Origin of the sequence: Streptomyces sp. NPDC018029 (assembly GCF_044327655.1) — a bacterium.
GTDB lineage: Bacteria > Actinomycetota > Actinomycetes > Streptomycetales > Streptomycetaceae > Streptomyces.
The window spans coordinates 233,079-248,750 of record NZ_JBIRFV010000008.1 but is presented as its reverse complement, the minus strand read 5'-3'; the positions used below and the strand labels follow the sequence as shown (position 1 = coordinate 248,750).

The 15,672-nt window shown below is 70.8% G+C and carries 20 protein-coding genes and 1 riboswitch; of the genes, 12 read left to right on the top strand and 8 right to left on the bottom strand.

Features of this window, described 5'->3' with window-relative positions:
* The first annotated feature begins 104 nt into the window (after nt 1-104).
* Entirely contained in the window at nt 105-920 is an 816-nt protein-coding gene (locus tag ACH4D5_RS25060; RefSeq protein ID WP_398307078.1) for an APH(3') family aminoglycoside O-phosphotransferase, read from the top strand.
* 28 nt (nt 921-948) lie between these two features.
* Here ACH4D5_RS25060 and ACH4D5_RS25055 read toward each other — a convergent pair whose 3' ends face one another.
* Nucleotides 949-1,962, bottom strand: coding sequence for an ArsR/SmtB family transcription factor (locus ACH4D5_RS25055; protein ID WP_398306584.1), 1,014 nt, complete (start codon nt 1,960-1,962; stop codon nt 949-951).
* Nucleotides 1,963-2,169: 207 nt separating this feature from the next.
* Here ACH4D5_RS25055 and ACH4D5_RS25050 point away from each other — a divergent pair, with 207 nt between their 5' ends.
* From ACH4D5_RS25050 to ACH4D5_RS25030, 5 genes are all read left to right on the top strand, one after another.
* Nucleotides 2,170-2,478 carry a hypothetical protein gene (locus tag ACH4D5_RS25050; RefSeq protein WP_398306582.1) on the top strand — a complete coding sequence of 103 codons (309 nt, stop codon included), beginning with the start codon at nt 2,170-2,172 and terminating at the stop codon, nt 2,476-2,478.
* Between the two features lie 226 nt (nt 2,479-2,704).
* Nucleotides 2,705-2,889, top strand: a riboswitch (cobalamin riboswitch).
* A 29-nt stretch (nt 2,890-2,918) separates the two neighbouring features.
* On the top strand, nt 2,919-3,647 hold the full coding sequence (locus ACH4D5_RS25045) for an energy-coupling factor ABC transporter permease (protein WP_398306580.1): 729 nt from the start codon (nt 2,919-2,921) through the stop codon (nt 3,645-3,647).
* Nucleotides 3,647-4,069: an energy-coupling factor ABC transporter substrate-binding protein gene (locus ACH4D5_RS25040; protein WP_398306579.1), complete on the top strand. Its 423-nt coding sequence runs from the start codon at nt 3,647-3,649 to the stop codon at nt 4,067-4,069. Before ACH4D5_RS25045 ends, ACH4D5_RS25040 begins: the two co-directional genes overlap by 1 nt.
* A gap of 6 nt (nt 4,070-4,075) precedes the next feature.
* Nucleotides 4,076-4,825 (top strand): cobalt ECF transporter T component CbiQ, encoded by a 750-nt coding sequence (gene cbiQ / locus ACH4D5_RS25035; RefSeq protein ID WP_398306577.1) that lies wholly within the window; start codon nt 4,076-4,078, stop codon nt 4,823-4,825.
* Nucleotides 4,826-4,866: 41 nt separating this feature from the next.
* The gene (locus ACH4D5_RS25030; protein WP_398307076.1) at nt 4,867-5,736 is read left to right on the top strand and encodes an energy-coupling factor ABC transporter ATP-binding protein; all 870 of its coding nucleotides are present in this window, start codon (nt 4,867-4,869) and stop codon (nt 5,734-5,736) included.
* Here the strand turns inward: ACH4D5_RS25030 and ACH4D5_RS25025 are convergent.
* The 4 genes from ACH4D5_RS25025 to ACH4D5_RS25010 all read right to left on the bottom strand — a co-directional run bounded on the left by ACH4D5_RS25025 (nt 5,715) and on the right by ACH4D5_RS25010 (nt 8,915).
* Nucleotides 5,715-6,593, bottom strand: coding sequence for an endo alpha-1,4 polygalactosaminidase (locus ACH4D5_RS25025; protein WP_398307074.1), 879 nt, complete (start codon nt 6,591-6,593; stop codon nt 5,715-5,717). The genes ACH4D5_RS25030 and ACH4D5_RS25025 overlap by 22 nt on opposite strands.
* Nucleotides 6,594-6,735: 142 nt before the next feature.
* The gene (locus ACH4D5_RS25020; RefSeq protein ID WP_398306575.1) at nt 6,736-7,617 is read right to left on the bottom strand and encodes an SGNH/GDSL hydrolase family protein; all 882 of its coding nucleotides are present in this window, start codon (nt 7,615-7,617) and stop codon (nt 6,736-6,738) included.
* Between the two features lie 360 nt (nt 7,618-7,977).
* The gene (locus ACH4D5_RS25015) at nt 7,978-8,469 is read right to left on the bottom strand and encodes a hemerythrin domain-containing protein (RefSeq protein ID WP_398306573.1); all 492 of its coding nucleotides are present in this window, start codon (nt 8,467-8,469) and stop codon (nt 7,978-7,980) included.
* Between the two features lie 92 nt (nt 8,470-8,561).
* Nucleotides 8,562-8,915: a hypothetical protein gene (locus ACH4D5_RS25010; RefSeq protein WP_398306571.1), complete on the bottom strand. Its 354-nt coding sequence runs from the start codon at nt 8,913-8,915 to the stop codon at nt 8,562-8,564.
* Nucleotides 8,916-9,098: 183 nt separating this feature from the next.
* Between ACH4D5_RS25010 and ACH4D5_RS25005 the strand changes: the two genes are divergently transcribed.
* Entirely contained in the window at nt 9,099-9,227 is a 129-nt protein-coding gene (locus ACH4D5_RS25005; RefSeq protein WP_263398772.1) for an LPFR motif small protein, read from the top strand.
* Nucleotides 9,228-9,376: 149 nt separating this feature from the next.
* Here ACH4D5_RS25005 and ACH4D5_RS25000 read toward each other — a convergent pair whose 3' ends face one another.
* The 3 genes from ACH4D5_RS25000 to cynR all read right to left on the bottom strand — a co-directional run bounded on the left by ACH4D5_RS25000 (nt 9,377) and on the right by cynR (nt 11,028).
* Nucleotides 9,377-9,532 (bottom strand): DUF6131 family protein, encoded by a 156-nt coding sequence (locus ACH4D5_RS25000; RefSeq protein ID WP_362990556.1) that lies wholly within the window; start codon nt 9,530-9,532, stop codon nt 9,377-9,379.
* Nucleotides 9,533-9,635: 103 nt separating this feature from the next.
* The gene (locus ACH4D5_RS24995; protein WP_398306568.1) at nt 9,636-9,986 is read right to left on the bottom strand and encodes a PRC-barrel domain-containing protein; all 351 of its coding nucleotides are present in this window, start codon (nt 9,984-9,986) and stop codon (nt 9,636-9,638) included.
* 112 nt (nt 9,987-10,098) lie between these two features.
* Nucleotides 10,099-11,028: a transcriptional regulator CynR gene (gene cynR / locus ACH4D5_RS24990; protein WP_398306566.1), complete on the bottom strand. Its 930-nt coding sequence runs from the start codon at nt 11,026-11,028 to the stop codon at nt 10,099-10,101.
* Between the two features lie 189 nt (nt 11,029-11,217).
* Between cynR and ACH4D5_RS24985 the strand changes: the two genes are divergently transcribed.
* From ACH4D5_RS24985 to ACH4D5_RS24965, 5 genes are all read left to right on the top strand, one after another.
* Nucleotides 11,218-11,817, top strand: coding sequence for a carbonic anhydrase (locus ACH4D5_RS24985; protein ID WP_398306564.1), 600 nt, complete (start codon nt 11,218-11,220; stop codon nt 11,815-11,817).
* Between the two features lie 39 nt (nt 11,818-11,856).
* Entirely contained in the window at nt 11,857-12,327 is a 471-nt protein-coding gene (cynS, locus tag ACH4D5_RS24980; RefSeq protein WP_398306562.1) for a cyanase, read from the top strand.
* Between the two features lie 116 nt (nt 12,328-12,443).
* Entirely contained in the window at nt 12,444-13,208 is a 765-nt protein-coding gene (locus tag ACH4D5_RS24975) for an aminoglycoside adenylyltransferase family protein (protein WP_398306560.1), read from the top strand.
* A 135-nt stretch (nt 13,209-13,343) separates the two neighbouring features.
* Nucleotides 13,344-14,690 (top strand): ABC transporter substrate-binding protein, encoded by a 1,347-nt coding sequence (locus ACH4D5_RS24970; protein WP_398306558.1) that lies wholly within the window; start codon nt 13,344-13,346, stop codon nt 14,688-14,690.
* The gene (locus tag ACH4D5_RS24965; protein ID WP_398306556.1) at nt 14,687-15,661 is read left to right on the top strand and encodes a carbohydrate ABC transporter permease; all 975 of its coding nucleotides are present in this window, start codon (nt 14,687-14,689) and stop codon (nt 15,659-15,661) included. The genes ACH4D5_RS24970 and ACH4D5_RS24965 overlap by 4 nt, the downstream gene beginning before the upstream one ends.
* The last annotated feature ends 11 nt before the right edge of the window (nt 15,662-15,672 follow it).

Here is a 15,672-nt window from a genome sequence, read left to right as displayed (position 1 = left end):
GATCGTCGAACTTGCCGCAAACCGCTGAAGTTCGCACCGGCAATGGATCAACACCCTCCGAAATATCGGGTGGGAGCCGCAGGCAGCCGCCTGCCATCATGCCGATCATGAGCAGCGATCTGCGGCGGAGGTACGCCGCGTACCGATGGACCCCCGCGACGGACGGCGCATCGGGCGCCGAGGTGCACCACCTCACCGGAGCGGGCACGGGCGAACCCGAGTTGTACATGAAGACCGCCCCCGTCACGTACGACGGCTCACCCTCCGACCTGTCGGGCGAGGCCGACCGCCTCGCCTGGCTCGCCGGCCGGGGCATCCCGGTGCCGCGCATCGTCGAGCGGGGCGCCGACGACCGCGTGGCGTGGCTGGTGACCGAGGCGGTGCCCGGCAGGCCGGCCGCCGACGAGTGGCCCCCGGAGCAGCGGTTCGCGGTGGCCGAGTCGCTCGCCGACCTCGCTGTGGCCCTGCACCGACTGCCCCCGGAGGACTGCCCGTTCGACCGCGCTCTGCCGGTCACCATGGAACAGGCCGCACGCCACGTGACCGAGGGCCTGCTGGACCTGGACGACCTCGACGAGGAGCGTGCCGGATGGACCGCGCAGCGCCTCCTCGACGAGTTGCACCGCACCCGCCCAGCGGCGGAGGACCTGGTCGTCACCCACGGCGACCTCACCCCGGAGAACGTCCTGCTCGACCCCGACACCTGCCGCGTCACCGGGGTCATCGACGTCGTCCGCCTCGGCAGGGCGGACCGGCACACCGATCTCGCCGTCCTGCTGCGGGAGTTGGCGTACGAGGAGGACCCCTGGTTCGGTCCTGCGTACGCCGAACGGTTCCTGCGGCGGTACGAGGAGCGGACGGCGGTCACGGTCGACAAGGAGAAGCTGGACTTCTACCGGCTGCTCGACGAATTCTTCTGACTCCGCCCGGGAGCGGGCGGTCCGGCGGTCAGCCCCTGCCCGCGTCGAGGAGCACGTGTCCGGCCGGTGTGAGCGTGTGCAGGACCCTCTTGCCGTCGCGGGTCTGTGCGGTGAGTCCGGCGCGGCGCAGGACGGTGGCGTGTTCGCTGGCGCTCGCGGGGGCGATACGGGCGTGCGAGGCGAGCTGGCCCGTGGTGCAGGCGGGGTGGTCGCCGATGGCACGCAGCACGGTCGCACGGGTCCGGCCCAGGAGCGCGGTCAGGGCGGGCGGAGCGTCGGAGCCGGTCAGCGCTTCGGCGGTGAACACGGCGGGCACGGCGCCCGGCCGGTCGTCGTGCAGGGGATAGGTGATCCAGGGCTGGGGTTCGGCGGTGTCGTCCAGAGCGGGGTAGTGCGACCCGAACAGGGTGGGGATCAGGAGGAGCCCGCGCCCGCCGAGGCGGACGTCGGCGTCCCGTCCGGAAGCCATGGTCAGGTGCAGGACGGGCGGATCCCAGGTGATGTAGCGGGGGTTGAGCCCGCTCAGGAGACGCTCGACGCCGTGCCCGGCCAGTTGCTGGAGCCTGCGGGTGCGGTCGACCTGGGCGAGCCTGTCGATGCGCGACCAGTACGGCGCGATGAAGTGCTGGTGGGCATGGGCGACCGTGTCCGCCAACTCTCCCACCAGGGAAGGGTCCCGGCCGAGTGAGCGGACGGCCGGCGAGAGGCCCCGGGGGCGGCCGGGCGCCCACTGCCGCAGATCCTTCCGGACGCGGTCGGCAGGTGTGCCGCGCAGCCGGTCGACCAGGTCGTCCGGGTGGCCCTCGCCGCTCAGGTCCAGGAAGTCCACCGCCGCGCCGGTGGCGGGGATCAGCTCGCACAACGTCCCTATCCGGGGCGGCAGATGCCGGGCCGCCCGGCTGCGCCAGGCGTCGAACCGGACGGGGTGGGAGCGCTCCTGGAGCAATCGGACGGCGATCTCCAGTTCGAGCAAGGGCCGTGGCGCCGCGGCCAGTCGGGTGCGGGCCAGGTCTTCGGCGGTGAGGTGGATACGCAACGTCACCCGGGCGATCCTCCTCGCGGCCTTCGATTCGGGCCAGCCCGAAACGAGTCGATCAGTGGCGGCCAGCGGCCAACACTGGCGGGGCCGGGAGAACGCAGCACCGTCCCGGCCAGGGGGGGAGGACGGCGCCGCGCGGCACCTCGCTGCCCGCGGCGCCGGTGCCCGCCCCCGTGCTCCCAACGCTCCACTCCGACGGAAGGAAAATCTGTGCGTCACATGAAGAAGGCCGCCCTGCTCGTGTCCGCGACGGCTCTGACCACCGCGCTCGCTGCCACGCCCGCGGTGGCCGACACGCACGGGAGCAGCGCTCCGAAGGCCACCGCGTCCTCCGCCGCGAGCGAGGCGGCCGACAGGTCCGCGGACGAGTTCGGCGCGATGTCGTGGATCTATGTGGGCACCTACCGCACCCTGTCCGCGTGCGAGGCCGACGGCCGGAACTCCATCTACTCCGAGTGGGACTGCAAGAAGAACCCCAGCAGCGGCAAGTGGCAGCTGTGGGTGAACGACGAGTCCTGATCGAACGTCGAAGGCGCTGCGGCGCTGAGGCGTTGAGGCGCTGAGGAGTTGAGAACGACCGGCCATTGAGCGTCCAGGGCCCCCACCCCGAGGGTGGGGGCCCTGGACGTTCGGGGCCGCCAGACCTACGCATGGCCTCTGAGCAGGGGCGTATGCGGTGGTGGTGTGCGCTCGGGTGTGACACCGGCGCGACCGCCGTGCAAGTTGTCAGGGCGATTTTTGCGCACTAGTGTCACCACGCCTTGGTGCTCGGGAAATCCGGTGTGATGCCGGTGCGGCCCTCGCCACTGTGATCGGGAAGTCCGGCTCCAGCCCTCGCGGCAGCCACTGGGTACACACGTACCCGGGAAGGCGGAGTCCGGTCGGTACGACCCGTCAGCCAGGAGACCGGCCAAGGCACGTTGTCCATCCACGAGGTGCTGGAGAGGGTCTGCTGAGCCATGCACATAGCCGAGGGTTTCCTCCCGCCGGCGCACGCGATCGCCTGGGGCGTAGCGTCCGCGCCGTTCGTCGTCCACGGAGTCCGCTCCCTGACCCGTGAAGTCAAGGAACATCCGGAGAGCACGCTGCTCCTCGGTGCCTCCGGGGCCTTCACGTTTGTCCTTTCCGCGTTGAAAATCCCCTCGGTGACGGGCAGTTGCTCGCACCCGACGGGGACCGGGCTCGGGGCGATCCTGTTCCGGCCGCCGATCATGACGGTGCTCGGCACCATCACCCTGCTCTTCCAGGCCCTGCTGCTCGCCCACGGCGGACTCACCACCCTGGGCGCCAACGTGTTCTCCATGGCGATCATCGGCCCCTGGGCGGGTTACGCGGTCTACCGGCTCCTGAGGCGGTACGACGTGCCGCTCATGGTCACCGTGTTCTTCGGGGCGTTCGTCGCCGACCTGACCACGTACTGCGTCACCAGCGTCCAGCTGGCCCTGGCGTTCCCCGACCCCGGCAGCGGATTCCTGGGCGCCCTGGGCAAGTTCGGCGGCATCTTCGCCGTCACCCAGATCCCCCTGGCGGTCAGTGAAGGACTGCTCACCGTCCTGGTGATGCGCCTGCTCGTGCAGTCCAGCAAGGGCGAACTCACCCGCCTCGGCGTACTGCTGCAGCGCAAGCAGGCGGACACCACGAAGAAGGCGGACACGACGAAGAAGACCGAGACGGGGGCCAGTGCCTGATGAGCCGGAACGCGAAGATCAACACACTGCTGCTCCTCATCGTCGCCGCGCTCGCGGTCCTTCCCCTGGCGCTCGGTCTCGGCGACGACGAGGAAGAGCCGTTCGCCGGCGCCGACGCCCAGGCCGAGACGGCGATCACCGAGATCGACCCGGACTATGATCCATGGTTCTCGCCGCTGTACGAACCCCCGTCCGGGGAAGTCGAGTCGGCGCTGTTCGCCCTGCAGGCGGCCATCGGCGCGGGCGTCCTCGCCTACTACTTCGGGCTGCGCAAGGGCCGCCGCCAGGGCGCGGAACAGGCCCGGGCGGAAGCGGCACGGCCTGAAGCGGCGCGGCCTGAAGCGGCGCGGCCGGAGGCGTCGGACGGCTCCGACGAGCCGGTCGACGCGGGCGGCCCCCGGTCCGGGACCGAGCGGGTCTGACCCGGCGTGCTGCCCATCGACGCGGCGGCGCACAGCAGTCACTGGCGCCGCCGGCATCCCGTGGACAAGGCCGTGCTCGGTCTCGGCCTCACCGTCTTGGCCATCTCGCTGCCGCCCTGGCCGGGCGCCGTCCTGGTGCTGGTCGCCGCACTCGCCCTGCTGCTGGGCCCGGCGGGCGTGCCGCCCGGCAAACTGTGGCGCGCCTACCGCGTGCCGCTCGGCTTCTGCGTGACCGGCGCCCTGACTCTGCTCATCCAGGTCGGCGGTCCCGGCGGGTTCGTGGCGTTCGCGGACGGCGGCCCGGCGCGCGCGGGCGGTCTGCTCCTGCGGACCTCCGCGGCCTCGCTCGGCGTGCTCCTGTTCGCCTTCACCACGCCCATGTCGGACCTGCTGCCCCGCCTGGTGAAGGCGGGGGTGCCCGCGCCGGTCGTGGACGTGGCGCTGGTCACGTACCGGATGAGCTTCCTGCTCCTGGACTCTATGAGCCGGATCCGGCAGGCGCAGGCCGCCCGGCTCGGCCACACCACCCGCGCCGCCACCTGGCGCTCCCTGGCCGGCCTTGGCGCCACCGCGTTCGTGCGCGCCTTCGACCGGGCGAGCCGGCTGCAGGCCGGGCTCGCCGGGCGCGGCTACGACGGCACCCTGCGCGTCCTCGTGCCCGAGGCCCGGATCTCACGGCCCTTCCTCGCCGCCGGCGCGGTGCTTCTCGTGGGCCTGGTGGCCCTGACCCTCGTACTGGAAAGGTTCCTTCCATGAGCGCCACGAGTGCGACGAGCGCCGGGGGCGGCGCGAGCGCCATGAGTCAGCCCGTGGTCGCTCTCCGCGCGGTGTCCTACGCGTACGAGGACGGGCCCACCGTGCTCAGCGGCCTCGACTTCGACGTCGTCGAGGGCCGTGCCCTCGCGCTGCTCGGACGCAACGGCAGCGGCAAGACCACCCTCATGCGGCTGCTCAGCGGCGGACTGCGGCCCGCCTCCGGCGAGTTGACGGTCGAGGGTGTCCCCGTGACGTACCACCGCAAGGGCCTGACCCGGCTGCGCACGACCGTGCAGCTGGTGGTGCAGGACCCGGACGACCAGCTGTTCGCCGCGTCGGTCGAACAGGACGTCTCCTTCGGCCCCTTGAACCTCGGCCTGCCCGACGCCGAGGTCCGGGCCCGAGTCGCCGAGGCGCTCGCCGCCCTCGACATCACAGCGCTCGCCGACCGGCCCACCCACCTGCTCTCCTACGGCCAGCGGAAGCGGACCGCCATCGCCGGAGCCGTGGCGATGCGCCCCCGCGTACTCATCCTCGACGAGCCGACCGCGGGACTCGACCCCGACGGCCAGGAACGCCTCCTCGCCACCCTGCAACGGCTGCGGGACGCCGGGACGACCGTGGTCATGGCGACCCACGACGTCGACCTGGCCCTGCGCTGGGCCGACGACGCGGCGCTGCTCACCCCCTCCGGAGTGCGGACGGGGCCGGTGGCCGAGACGCTGGCCCGGCGGGACCTCCTGGCCGAGGCCGGGCTGCACCTGCCGTGGGGCATCGCCGTCGGCGAGCTGCTGCGCACGTGCGGGCTGGCGGCGGATACGGAGAAGGAGCCGCGTACGGCGGAGGAGTTGGCGGCCCTGGCCGCCGGGGCCCGTGACCGAGGCTCTTCTCAGCAGTGCCGGTACACGTAGCCGTCCTCGCCTGCGGCGCGTACGTCGCGGTCGCGCAGCGTCACGGAGAGCTTCTTGCCCCAGGTGCGGCAGGCGGTGTCGAAGTCCTTCGTCACGTACTCGATGTCGAAGACCTTCCCGTCGTACGCGGACGCGAAGTCCGGGCACTCCTTGTAGCGCGCGCACTCCTCGGTCACGGCGAAGTCGAAGCCGATCCGCTCACGGTGGTCCAGCAGGTCGGTGGTGTTCTTCTGGGCGATGGCCAGGCCCTGGCGGTGCGCGCGCTGGGCGAGGAGGCGGGCGAAGGCGGCCGCGTCGTCGGTGGTGAGCAGACCGTCCGAGCGTTCGTAGGAGTCGAGGTTGTCGGGCTCCACCGCGTCGAACCCCGCCTTCGCGCAGCCGTCGATCCACGAGCCGACGATCTCGGCGAGGGCCGCGCGCTTCTTCTTGGTGGAGATGTCGAGCAGGGGCTCCTGCCAGTCCTCGTCGACGACCTTGCGCCCCTCCTCGTCACGCAGGAGAAGAGAACCGTGCTCGCGCTGCCACCAGCGCGCCGCCTCCTTGCCCGGCTGGGCCTGGAAGGCGTTGACGTAACAGATGTTGTAGCGGCCCGGGGCGGGGTCGGCGGTGCGGTCGCGCGAGACGGCGCGCACCTTCGACGGCGGCGCGTACGGGCCGCCGAGCTGGTAGTCGAAGGCGGCGTCGACGGGCGGCTGTCGGACACGGTCGCGGCCGGACACGCCGGGCCCGGACCCGGGCCCGCCGGAGTCACCCGATCCGCCGGGTCCGTCCGATCCGCCGGTCGAGCATCCGGCGAGGAGGGCGAGGAGCAGGGCGCCGCCCACGCCGGCCCGCACGCGTGCGCCCCTGCCGCGCAGGGCGCCCGACGCGCCTGCCGACCGCCGCGCGGAGGGGGCCTCGCCGCTCCGCGCGGAGTGGTTCCTGCTGGTACGCCACTTGATCCCGTTCACCCGAACAGGATCGCAGCCCCTGCCCGCGGCCTGTGCGCGGGGCGTCCGGTCAGGACAGGTTCAGCGCCTTGGCCGCCTCCTTGGCCATCCCGGCCTCGCCGAGGGCGTTGGGGTGGACGGGCACGAAGTTCGTGCCGAAGAGGACCGGCTCGATCCAGCGCTGACTCACCGGGCGGCAGGCGTCGTGCGCGTCGGAGGCGGCGGCCAGGTCGACGAACGTGGCGCCGGTCTCCTGGGCGGCCCGCTGCGCCGCGCCGTTCAAGTGCGTCTGCACGTCGCGGAGGTAGGGGACGTCACCTTCGGCGATGGGCAGCTTGGCGAAGCAGCCGGGCACGGCCTTCGCGGGGGTGATCCACGGGTAACCGAGGATCGCGACCTTCGCCTCGGGTGACCTGGCCTTGATCTGGTTGAGGGACGCCTTGATCGCCGGGTACGTCTTCGACTCGATCTCGTCCTTGAACTTGTCGCCGTAGTTGTCTTTGCAAGGGCTGCCCTTGCCGCCCGACAGGACGCCAGCGCTGCCGCAGGCGAGGATCGCGTTGATGAAGGTGTTGTTGTCGTTGCCGCCGATGGTGAGCGTCACCAGCTCCGTGTCGCTCTTCAGCGCGTTGAACTGCGGGGCGACGCCCGGGTACTGGGATGTGGTGAAGTCCTTGGTCTGCGCACCGCCGCAGGTCACGTCGGTCAGCTGGGCGCCGGTCGATGCGGCGAGCAGATGCGGATAGTTCAGCGACGTGCGGGCGCAGATGAGAGGTGCCCCCCGATCGAGGGGCAGCACGCCCGAGCCGGCGCTGTAGCTGTCGCCGAGGGCGACATAGCGCAACGGAGCCTTGGTGTCGGCGGCCGCGGGTCCGGTGCCGAGACCGAGAGCAGCGATTCCCGTGACGGCGGCCAGGGCCGCCACTGTGCGACGCGGGGCGGGCATGCGCATGGGGTTCTCCTGAGGGAGGGGGAGTGGGGGTGCGGGGCGCGAGTGCGTGAGGGGGGGAGGGGGTGAGGGGGTTGAGGGGGTGCTCAGGAAGGCTTAGGAAAGGCCTGTGCAAGGTAGAGCACGATTCTGCGATGCACTACGCGTACGCATGCGCATCCGCGCCCGAGGCGTTGGCACTCGGGTGACAAACTCCTTCGCGGGCTTCGCCGATCCCGCCGCCCCGCATCCCGGCCGCTCCCACCGGGAGCGCCCCCACCCCCGCATCCGCCACCTCCGCACCCACCGCGCCGGCCCCGCACACACCGATGGGGGCGAGCAGCGGACCAGCTGCTCGCCCCCATGGGCATCGGTGTCCGGAATTCAGTCCTTCAGGATGCGGCGGATGTTGTCCACGCTGCCGCAGTGCGCGGACAGTTGCTTCTCACGCTCCTTGAGGAACGCCGAGCCGAGTTCCTCACGCCGTTCCATGGCCACGTTCTCGCGGGCGCCGTTGAGGATCGTGCGCTCTTCCTCGTCCGTGTGGTGGTTCACGGCCTCGACGAGATTCTCCAGCTTCTCGTCCCACTCGTCCGAACCGACGTCCTCGACCTCGAGCAGTTCGAGGAGCGCCTTGTTGCCCTCCTCGTGCTCCTCCTCGCCGTGCTCGACCTCTTCGTCGTCGATGTTCTTGAACCGGCGCAGCGCCGGGTACACCTCGGCCTCCTCCGCCAGGGCGTGCGCGATCAGCAGGTCGGCGAACTCACTGAGCGCGGCGGCCCGGTCGGCCTCCACGCTGCGCATGTCGCGGAAGAGGTCCTCCATCGTGCGGTGGTCCTGGAGGATCAGCTCGACGACGTCGTGCGTTGGGGACATTTGGTCTGCCTTTCCTGGGGGGAGCGGTCTCGGGTCTCCCGTTACGGGAGCCGGGTACCCCGTGCGCGGGTCTCACCCGTGGCGGCGATCGCTCAGGAGGAGGTGGTGTCCTCCTGACGGCTGCCGTCGTGACAGCTGTCGTCGACGAGCCGTGCGATGAGCCGGTCCACCTCGACGGGGCTGAGGTGCAGGAGCAGCGCGTCCTCGGGCGCCCCCGGGGCGGCGGGGGCGACCACGAGCCGAACGTGCTCGCCGGTCGGCCCGGGTGGTGGGGCGGTGAAGGTGGGTGGCAGCGAAGTGCGCCAGGAGAGCAACGCGTCGCGCAGCCGTCCGTGGGCCGAGGACGTGTCGCGGGCGGTCCAGCGGGTGGTGACGGCGTCGAGACCGTCGGTCCGCCGCGTCCCGTTACGTCCGCTGGATCCGTTACGTGCTGTGCTGTGGGCCATGGGTTCATCCTGGCCACCCGGCGGGGTATCCGCCTCTCGTCGGCCGCAGAGGGAGTATGCGGAGAGGCGGGCGGGGCCGAGCAGTTTTTGTGAGCGCTTTGGGGGCAACCGACGGGTGTAAGGCTGTGTGGCGACACATGGCAATTGACCGCTATTGAGCTATTGCTCTCTGGAGGCCCGATCATGCTGAAGGCCATTGCAGACGTTCTCCGAGCCATCGGAGGAGCCATCGCCACGGTGGTCACCCTGCCGTTCCGCGCGGTCGCGCGGCTCTTCGGCGGAGCCTCCGACACCGCTCACGGCCACCACTGAGCCTCTGAGCCACCGAGGAACTGAGGAAACTCGAAAAAAGAGGGTTACAGCAAAAAAAGGGGTACGGGAAGGGGGCCGGAGTGAATACTCCGGCCCCCTTCCCGTACCCCTATGGGATCTGGTGCGCTATTGGACTCCAGCGGCTACCGCTACCAGTAATGCTTCCGTCCGCCCACCGAGTGTCCCACTGCCCCGAGAACCCACAGGACCGCACCGATGACGACGAGTACGACGCCGATGGTCCAGAGGATGGAAACGCCGGTCAGCAGACCGAGGACGAGCAGGATGAGGCCGAGTGCGATCATGGATCCTCCAACCCTCAGAACAATTCAAGTGTACGCCTGTCGAGCGCCCGCTGACCGGTGAGACAAAGCTCTGACCGGCGAGTCGGCGCGGCTCTGAGCGTGCTCAGTGGCCCGAACCGCCGTAGTACCCGCCGAGCTGGTCGCGATAGGCGGGGTCGCCCAGGTGCTTTTCCTTGTCGAACTCCGGAGCGTTCTTGATCTGCTCCTTGGTGAGCGAGACCAGGATCCGCCGCTCGTCGTTGTCGATGGCCGTCACGGTGCTGGCGGGCAGCAGAACTTCCTTGCCGAAGATCCATACACCGGTGTCCACGACGATGTACTGGTTGGCGACCTCGTTGGAATGCTTGTCGACCTTGCCGATGTGGCCGTCGGCGGCTTCGACCTTGTACCCCGTGAGGTCACTGTCCGGGCCGTGACCGGCGGTCGGAACGTAGCTCCACATTTCGTTGCTCATTCAGGACCCCTTAGTCGATACCTGTAGTGCGGAATCTGAATACCGGAGGGAGTCGTCATGATCAACCGCTCCTGTACATCGAGTGTCCTGTCGGAGCGCCGCCAAACAAAAATCAAAAGTTATCTGTGCCGTCGGCGGAGTGCTGCGGCGGAAGTTGCGTGTGGGCCCATTCTCGGGCGAGCCCGGTGAAAGCGCGTGCGGCGGCGCTCCGGTAGCCGCTCTCGCGGTGCAGCAGGGTGACCGTCCGCGTGGGCAGGGCGGGGGTGAGCGGGACGGTGTGCAGGCCGGGGCGGTCGCGCGTCAGGGCGTCGGGCAGCACCGTGGCCAGCGGGGTGTGCCGGACGATCTCGGTGAGCGCGATGATCGACGTGGCCTCCACGGCGACGTCGGGGCGCACCGCGTGCCCGGCGAGGTGGGCGTCGATGTGCACGCGTGTGGCGAAGTCGGTGCTGAGCAGTGCGAGCCGGGTCGCGGCGAGCTCGTCGAGGGACAGGGGATCGGTGCGCCCGGCGTGCGGATGGAGGTCGCCCACCACGAGGCTGAGCCGCTCCGTGAACAGGTCCGTCGCGGCCAGGCCCGACAGATGGGCGCCGTGGAAGGCGATGCCGAGATCGAGCTCGTCGGCGAGCAGCCCGGGTTCGATGCGGTCCTGCGGCAGCTCCCGGAGAAACAGGGTGATGCCGGGGTGGCGGGCGTGCAGCAGTGCGGTGAGCGGCCCGACGACGTAGGCGGTGAATGTCGGTGTCACGGCCAGCCGCAGACTGCCGCGGGACAGGTCCGTCACGTCGTGCACGGCCCGCTCGGCGGCGGCCAGGTCCTGCAGGGCGCGGCGCGCGTGCGGAAGGTAGGCGGCGCCGGCGTCGGTGAGCCGCACCGCGCGGCCGCTGCGGTCCAGGAGTGGGACACCGACCGCTCGTTCCAGCTGCCGGATCTGCTGGGACAGCGTCGGCTGGGAGATGTGCAGCTCCTCGGCCGCGCGCGTGAAGTTGCCGTGCTCGGCGACGGCGAGCAGATAGCGCAGATGACGCAGTTCGGGTGCCATACGGAAACTATAGATGGCACCGATCGAAGTCATGTCTACTGCGTCTTGGACGCTATAGGCGCAGGTCATGCATGGTTGTTTGCACCGGCCCCGCAGGGGCTACCGACCTGGGGCTGCAATCCCGCGGGGCTGCGCCGACCCCGGGCTGTCTGCCCGGGGCGGGCCACCGGAATGCGAAAGGAACTGACCATGCGAGACCTCACGGCCGGAGTGAGACGCTTCCAGCGGGACGTCTTCCCGGCCAAGGCCGAGCTCTTCGCGGGCCTGGCCACCCGCCATGCGCCGGACACGCTGTTCATCGGCTGTTCCGACGCGCGAGTCGTGCCCGAACTGATCACCCAGCGCGAGCCGGGGGAGCTGTTCGTCGTCCGCACGGCAGGCAACCTCGTGCCCGCTCACTCGCCGTACGCGGCCGACGGGGTCGCCGCCGGTGTGGAGTATGCGGTGGCCGTCCTCGGCGTCACCGATGTCGTCGTGTGCGGCCACTCGGCCTGCGGCGCCATGACCGCCCTCGCCGAGGGCCACGATCTCGCCGGTGCCCCGGCCGTCGCCGACTGGCTGCGCCACGCGGACGCCGCCGTGGCCCGTACGTCCGACTCCGTGACCGGCGCGGAACGGGTGGCGGCCCTCGTGCGCGAGAACGTCCTGGCCCAGCTGACCCACCTGACCACCTACCCCTCCGTGGCACGCGCCCTCGCCCGCGGCGAGCTGACGCTGCACGGCTGGGTCTACGACATCGCCACCGGCGCCGTCGACGACCTCACCCAGGCCGCCACCGCGGCAGCCTGACCCTCCCGACCGCCTCACCCCCCGAAAGGACAACCCCTCATGATCCACGCCCAGTTCGACCCCACCGCCCGCCAGCACCTCGCCGTCCTCGCCGTAGAGGCCAAGACGCGCAAGGACCTGTCCTGGCAGCAGATCGCCGACGCCGCCGGCCTGTCCGTCGCCTTCGTCACCGCGGCCGTGCTCGGCCAGCACGCCCTGCCCGAACCCGCCGCGAAGGCCGTCGCCGCATTGCTCGACCTGGACGACGACGCGGCGGCCCTGCTGCAGACGATCCCGACCCGCGGCTCGATCCCCGGCGGCATACCGACCGACCCGACGATCTACCGCTTCTACGAGATGCTCCAGGTCTACGGCACCACTCTGAAGGCCTTGGTCCACGAGCAGTTCGGCGACGGCATCATCAGCGCGATCAACTTCAAGCTCGACGTGAAGAAGATCGCCGACCCCGAGGGCGGCGAGCGTGCGGTGATCACTCTGGACGGCAAGTACCTGCCCACCAAGCCGTTCTGACCCCTCCGACGGCCGGACGCGCCGGGTGTCTACGATGCGTGGCGACGACGGAGTGCCCGTCACCAGTCGAGTGACACGGCACGAGCCGAGCGACACCGGACGAGGGGAGCGGCGGAGTGACGCAGACCGACGACGTGGTCCGCCTGATTCGCGACGTGTTCGCCGCCGGCGACATCGCCGGTGTCTACGCGCACGGCTCGGCCGTCCTCGGCGGACTGCGCCCGCACAGCGACATCGACATCCTCGTCGTGGCGCGGCGGCGCACCACGGCCGGGCAGCGCCAGGCCCTGACCGACGGTCTGCTCGCCCTGTCCGGCGGCGGCGCCCCCGGCGAGGCCCTGCGCCCCGTCGAGCTGACCGTCGCCGTCCAGGGCGACGTCCGCCCCTGGACGTATCCGCCCCGGTGCGAATTCCAGTACGGGGAATGGCTGCGCGACGCGTACCTGCGCGGTCTGACGCCGGAGCCCGGGCCGAGCCCCGATCTCGCGCTCCTCATCACGATGGTGCTGCAGGGGCGGACGCCCCTCATGGGGCCGGAGCCGGGCCGGGTCCTCGACCCGGTCCCGGCCGCGGACGTCACCCGTGCGATGGTCGCCGGCGTCCCCGAACTGCTCGCCGAACTCGACACCGACACCCGCAACGTCCTGCTGACCCTCGCCCGGGTCTGGACCACCCTGGCCACCGGCGACATCACGTCCAAGGACCGCGCGGCCGACTGGGCCCTGGCCCGCCTGCCCGCCGAGCACCGGCCCGTTCTCGAACGCGCACGCGCCGTCTACCTCGGGGAGGAAGAGGAGCGCTGGGACGACCTCCTCTCGCAGGTGAAGCCGCACGCCCAGTACGTCGTCCGGGAGATCGAACGGCTGGCCCCGCGAACCTGAACAGCCCTGACACAGCAGAGAGTTGGGTGCACTACCGGCTCACGACCCATTGACATCCGCCGCCCCCGAGGTGAAGCTCCAAGACGCCCGTGTTAACGCTAACAACGGGCTGAGGCACACCTGAGGGAGCCATCCATGTCAGGTCGTCGTCACAGTCGTCACCCTCGTCATCCCGCGGCGAGAGCGCCCATCACGCCGCGCCCCGCCCTCGAACGCCGCACCCTGCTCCGGGCCGCCGCGACCGGCGCGCTCGCCGCCACGGCCGCCACGGCCTGCGGTTCCGCCGAGGGCCAGCCGCCGGGCAAGGTCGCCGTCCTCGGCGACAGCGCGGCGTGGGAGAAGCCGATGGCCGCCGCGGGCTCGGCGATGGAGTCGGTGGCGGCGCCCCGGCTCGTGCCCCAGGTCATCCCGTTCCTTGAGTCGTTCGAGCAGATCGTGCGGTCCTCGCTGCGGACCCGCAAGACCCCCGACATGCTCAAGTACTGGTCGGGATACCGCCTCCAGGACCTCGCCCGCACCGGCGGCATCGTCGACCTGACCCGGCAGTGGGACGACGCCGTCGCCAAGGGCTGGGTCGACGCCTCCCTGCGCGGCGCGTTCACCTACCGGCGCCGCGTCTACGGCCTGCCGATGAACCTCGCGTACTGGGTGTTCTTCTACAACCCCCAGGTCTTCCGCGAACACCGCCTCGAAGCGCCCCGCACCTGGGACGACTTCCTCACCGCCTGCGCGCGCCTGAAGAAGAACGGCATCACCCCGCTGCACGGCACCGCGGGCGACCGCTGGCCCTCCTTCATCTGGTTCCAGGAGATCCTCAGCCGCCAGGACCCCCGCTTCTACGACGACTTGATGAACGGCCGCGAGCGGTACACGGACCCGCGCGCCGAACGCGCCCTGCGCACCCTGGCGTCCTTCTTCGACAAGGACTGGTTCACGCCCATGGACACGAACCACCCCGACGCCGCCGCGGCCATGCTGCACGGCAAGCTCGGCATGGTGCCCTGCGGCACCTGGCTCGGCTCCACCCTCGGGGCCGCGGGCGGCAAGCCGGGCAAGAACCTCGGCGCCTTCGTCCTCCCCATGGCCGACCCGAAGGCCCGCCCCAGCGTCATCTTCGAATCCAGCGCCCTCGTCGCCACCGTCAAGGGCCCCGACCACGCGGAGGCGCTGCGGGCCACCGGCGCCTGGCTGCACCCCACGGTCATGAAGGCCTTCTCGCACACCCTTCAGGACGGCTGCCCCAACCCGAAGGTGGAGGCGGCCAATCCCGTCATCGAAGGCCTCGCGAAGAAGGTCCGCGGCGACAAGCTGTGGCTGCTCAACCGCTTCTGGGAACAGGGTCCACCCGAACTGGTCGAGGCGACCGTCGACGACCTCGCCGGTTTCCTGCTGAACCCGTCCTCGTACCGCAAGACGCTGCGCACCATGCAGGAGCGCGCCGACGACGCCTGGCAGGTGTGGCGGGAGGCGGAGAAGACATGACCGGGACAGCGACCCCCGCACGCGGCACCGCGAAGCCCGCGCGGCCGCGCCGCAGGGTGCCGACCCGCACCCCGCACCAGGCCGCGCGGGCGGGGGGCAGCAGGCTCGGCAGCCCTCTTGCCGCCCTGCCCTGGGCCCTGCCCGCCTTCGCCTTCGTCGGCGTCCTGTTCGTCTATCCGTTCTTCCGCAGCGTCTACGGCAGCTTCTTCGAAGACAACGGCTTCACGAGCAGCTTCACCGGGCTGGACAACTACGCGCGCCTCGCCGACGACCCGATCTTCGGCCGCTCGGTGCTCAACACCCTGATGTGGGTGGGCGGAACACTGCTCCTGCCCGTCCTCGCCGGGCTCCTCATCGCCGTCGCCACCCACCGCATGCGGTTCGGTGCCGCCGCGCAGCTGATCATCGTGCTGCCGTACGCGATCTCCGCCACCGCCACCGCCGTCGTCTGGTACTTCATGCTGACCTCCGAGGGCGCGGTCAATCAGGTGCTGCGCGGCATCGGCCTGGACGGGCTCGCGCGCCCGTGGCTCCTGGAGTGGCCGCAGAACACCCTGTCGATGATCGTCGCGAGCACCTGGCAGGCGACCGGTCTGAACGTCGTCCTCTTCGCGATCGGCCTGCGCGCCATCCCGCGGGAGACGGTCGAGGCCGCCGAACTCGACGGGGCGAGCGGCTGGCGGATGTTCCGGCACATCACGCTCCCCGGGCTGCGCGCCGTGACCGTCGTGGTGGTCGGCATGGCCGTCGTGAACAGCTTCAAGGCGTTCGACATGATCTGGATCCTCACCCAGGGCGGCCCGTCCCGCTCCTCCGAGACCCTCGCGCTGAGCATGTACCGCGAGACGTTCCGGCTCTTCCACGTGGGCTACGGCTCGGCCATCGCGCTCGTCCTCACCGTGATCGTCGTCGCCTCGTCCTGGCTGTACCTGCGCCGCCAGATGCCCGACGCCCACACGGCGCAGAGCTGAGGAGGGGAGTC

What these genes read in the sequence shown, in the direction of transcription:
- ACH4D5_RS25045 (WP_398306580.1), top strand. Translation starts at nt 2,919, where the DNA reads ATGCACATAGCCGAGGGTTTCCTCCCGCCGGCGCACGCGATCGCCTGG.
- ACH4D5_RS25040 (WP_398306579.1), top strand. Translation starts at nt 3,647, where the DNA reads ATGAGCCGGAACGCGAAGATCAACACACTGCTGCTCCTCATCGTCGCC.
- ACH4D5_RS25030 (WP_398307076.1), top strand. Translation starts at nt 4,867, where the DNA reads ATGAGTCAGCCCGTGGTCGCTCTCCGCGCGGTGTCCTACGCGTACGAG.
- ACH4D5_RS25020 (WP_398306575.1), bottom strand. Translation starts at nt 7,617, where the DNA reads ATGCGCATGCCCGCCCCGCGTCGCACAGTGGCGGCCCTGGCCGCCGTC.
- ACH4D5_RS25015 (WP_398306573.1), bottom strand. Translation starts at nt 8,469, where the DNA reads ATGTCCCCAACGCACGACGTCGTCGAGCTGATCCTCCAGGACCACCGC.
- ACH4D5_RS25010 (WP_398306571.1), bottom strand. Translation starts at nt 8,915, where the DNA reads ATGGCCCACAGCACAGCACGTAACGGATCCAGCGGACGTAACGGGACG.
- ACH4D5_RS25005 (WP_263398772.1), top strand. Translation starts at nt 9,099, where the DNA reads ATGCTGAAGGCCATTGCAGACGTTCTCCGAGCCATCGGAGGAGCCATC.
- ACH4D5_RS25000 (WP_362990556.1), bottom strand. Translation starts at nt 9,532, where the DNA reads ATGATCGCACTCGGCCTCATCCTGCTCGTCCTCGGTCTGCTGACCGGC.
- ACH4D5_RS24995 (WP_398306568.1), bottom strand. Translation starts at nt 9,986, where the DNA reads ATGAGCAACGAAATGTGGAGCTACGTTCCGACCGCCGGTCACGGCCCG.
- cynR (WP_398306566.1), bottom strand. Translation starts at nt 11,028, where the DNA reads ATGGCACCCGAACTGCGTCATCTGCGCTATCTGCTCGCCGTCGCCGAG.
- ACH4D5_RS24985 (WP_398306564.1), top strand. Translation starts at nt 11,218, where the DNA reads ATGCGAGACCTCACGGCCGGAGTGAGACGCTTCCAGCGGGACGTCTTC.
- cynS (WP_398306562.1), top strand. Translation starts at nt 11,857, where the DNA reads ATGATCCACGCCCAGTTCGACCCCACCGCCCGCCAGCACCTCGCCGTC.
- ACH4D5_RS24970 (WP_398306558.1), top strand. Translation starts at nt 13,344, where the DNA reads ATGTCAGGTCGTCGTCACAGTCGTCACCCTCGTCATCCCGCGGCGAGA.
- ACH4D5_RS24965 (WP_398306556.1), top strand. Translation starts at nt 14,687, where the DNA reads ATGACCGGGACAGCGACCCCCGCACGCGGCACCGCGAAGCCCGCGCGG.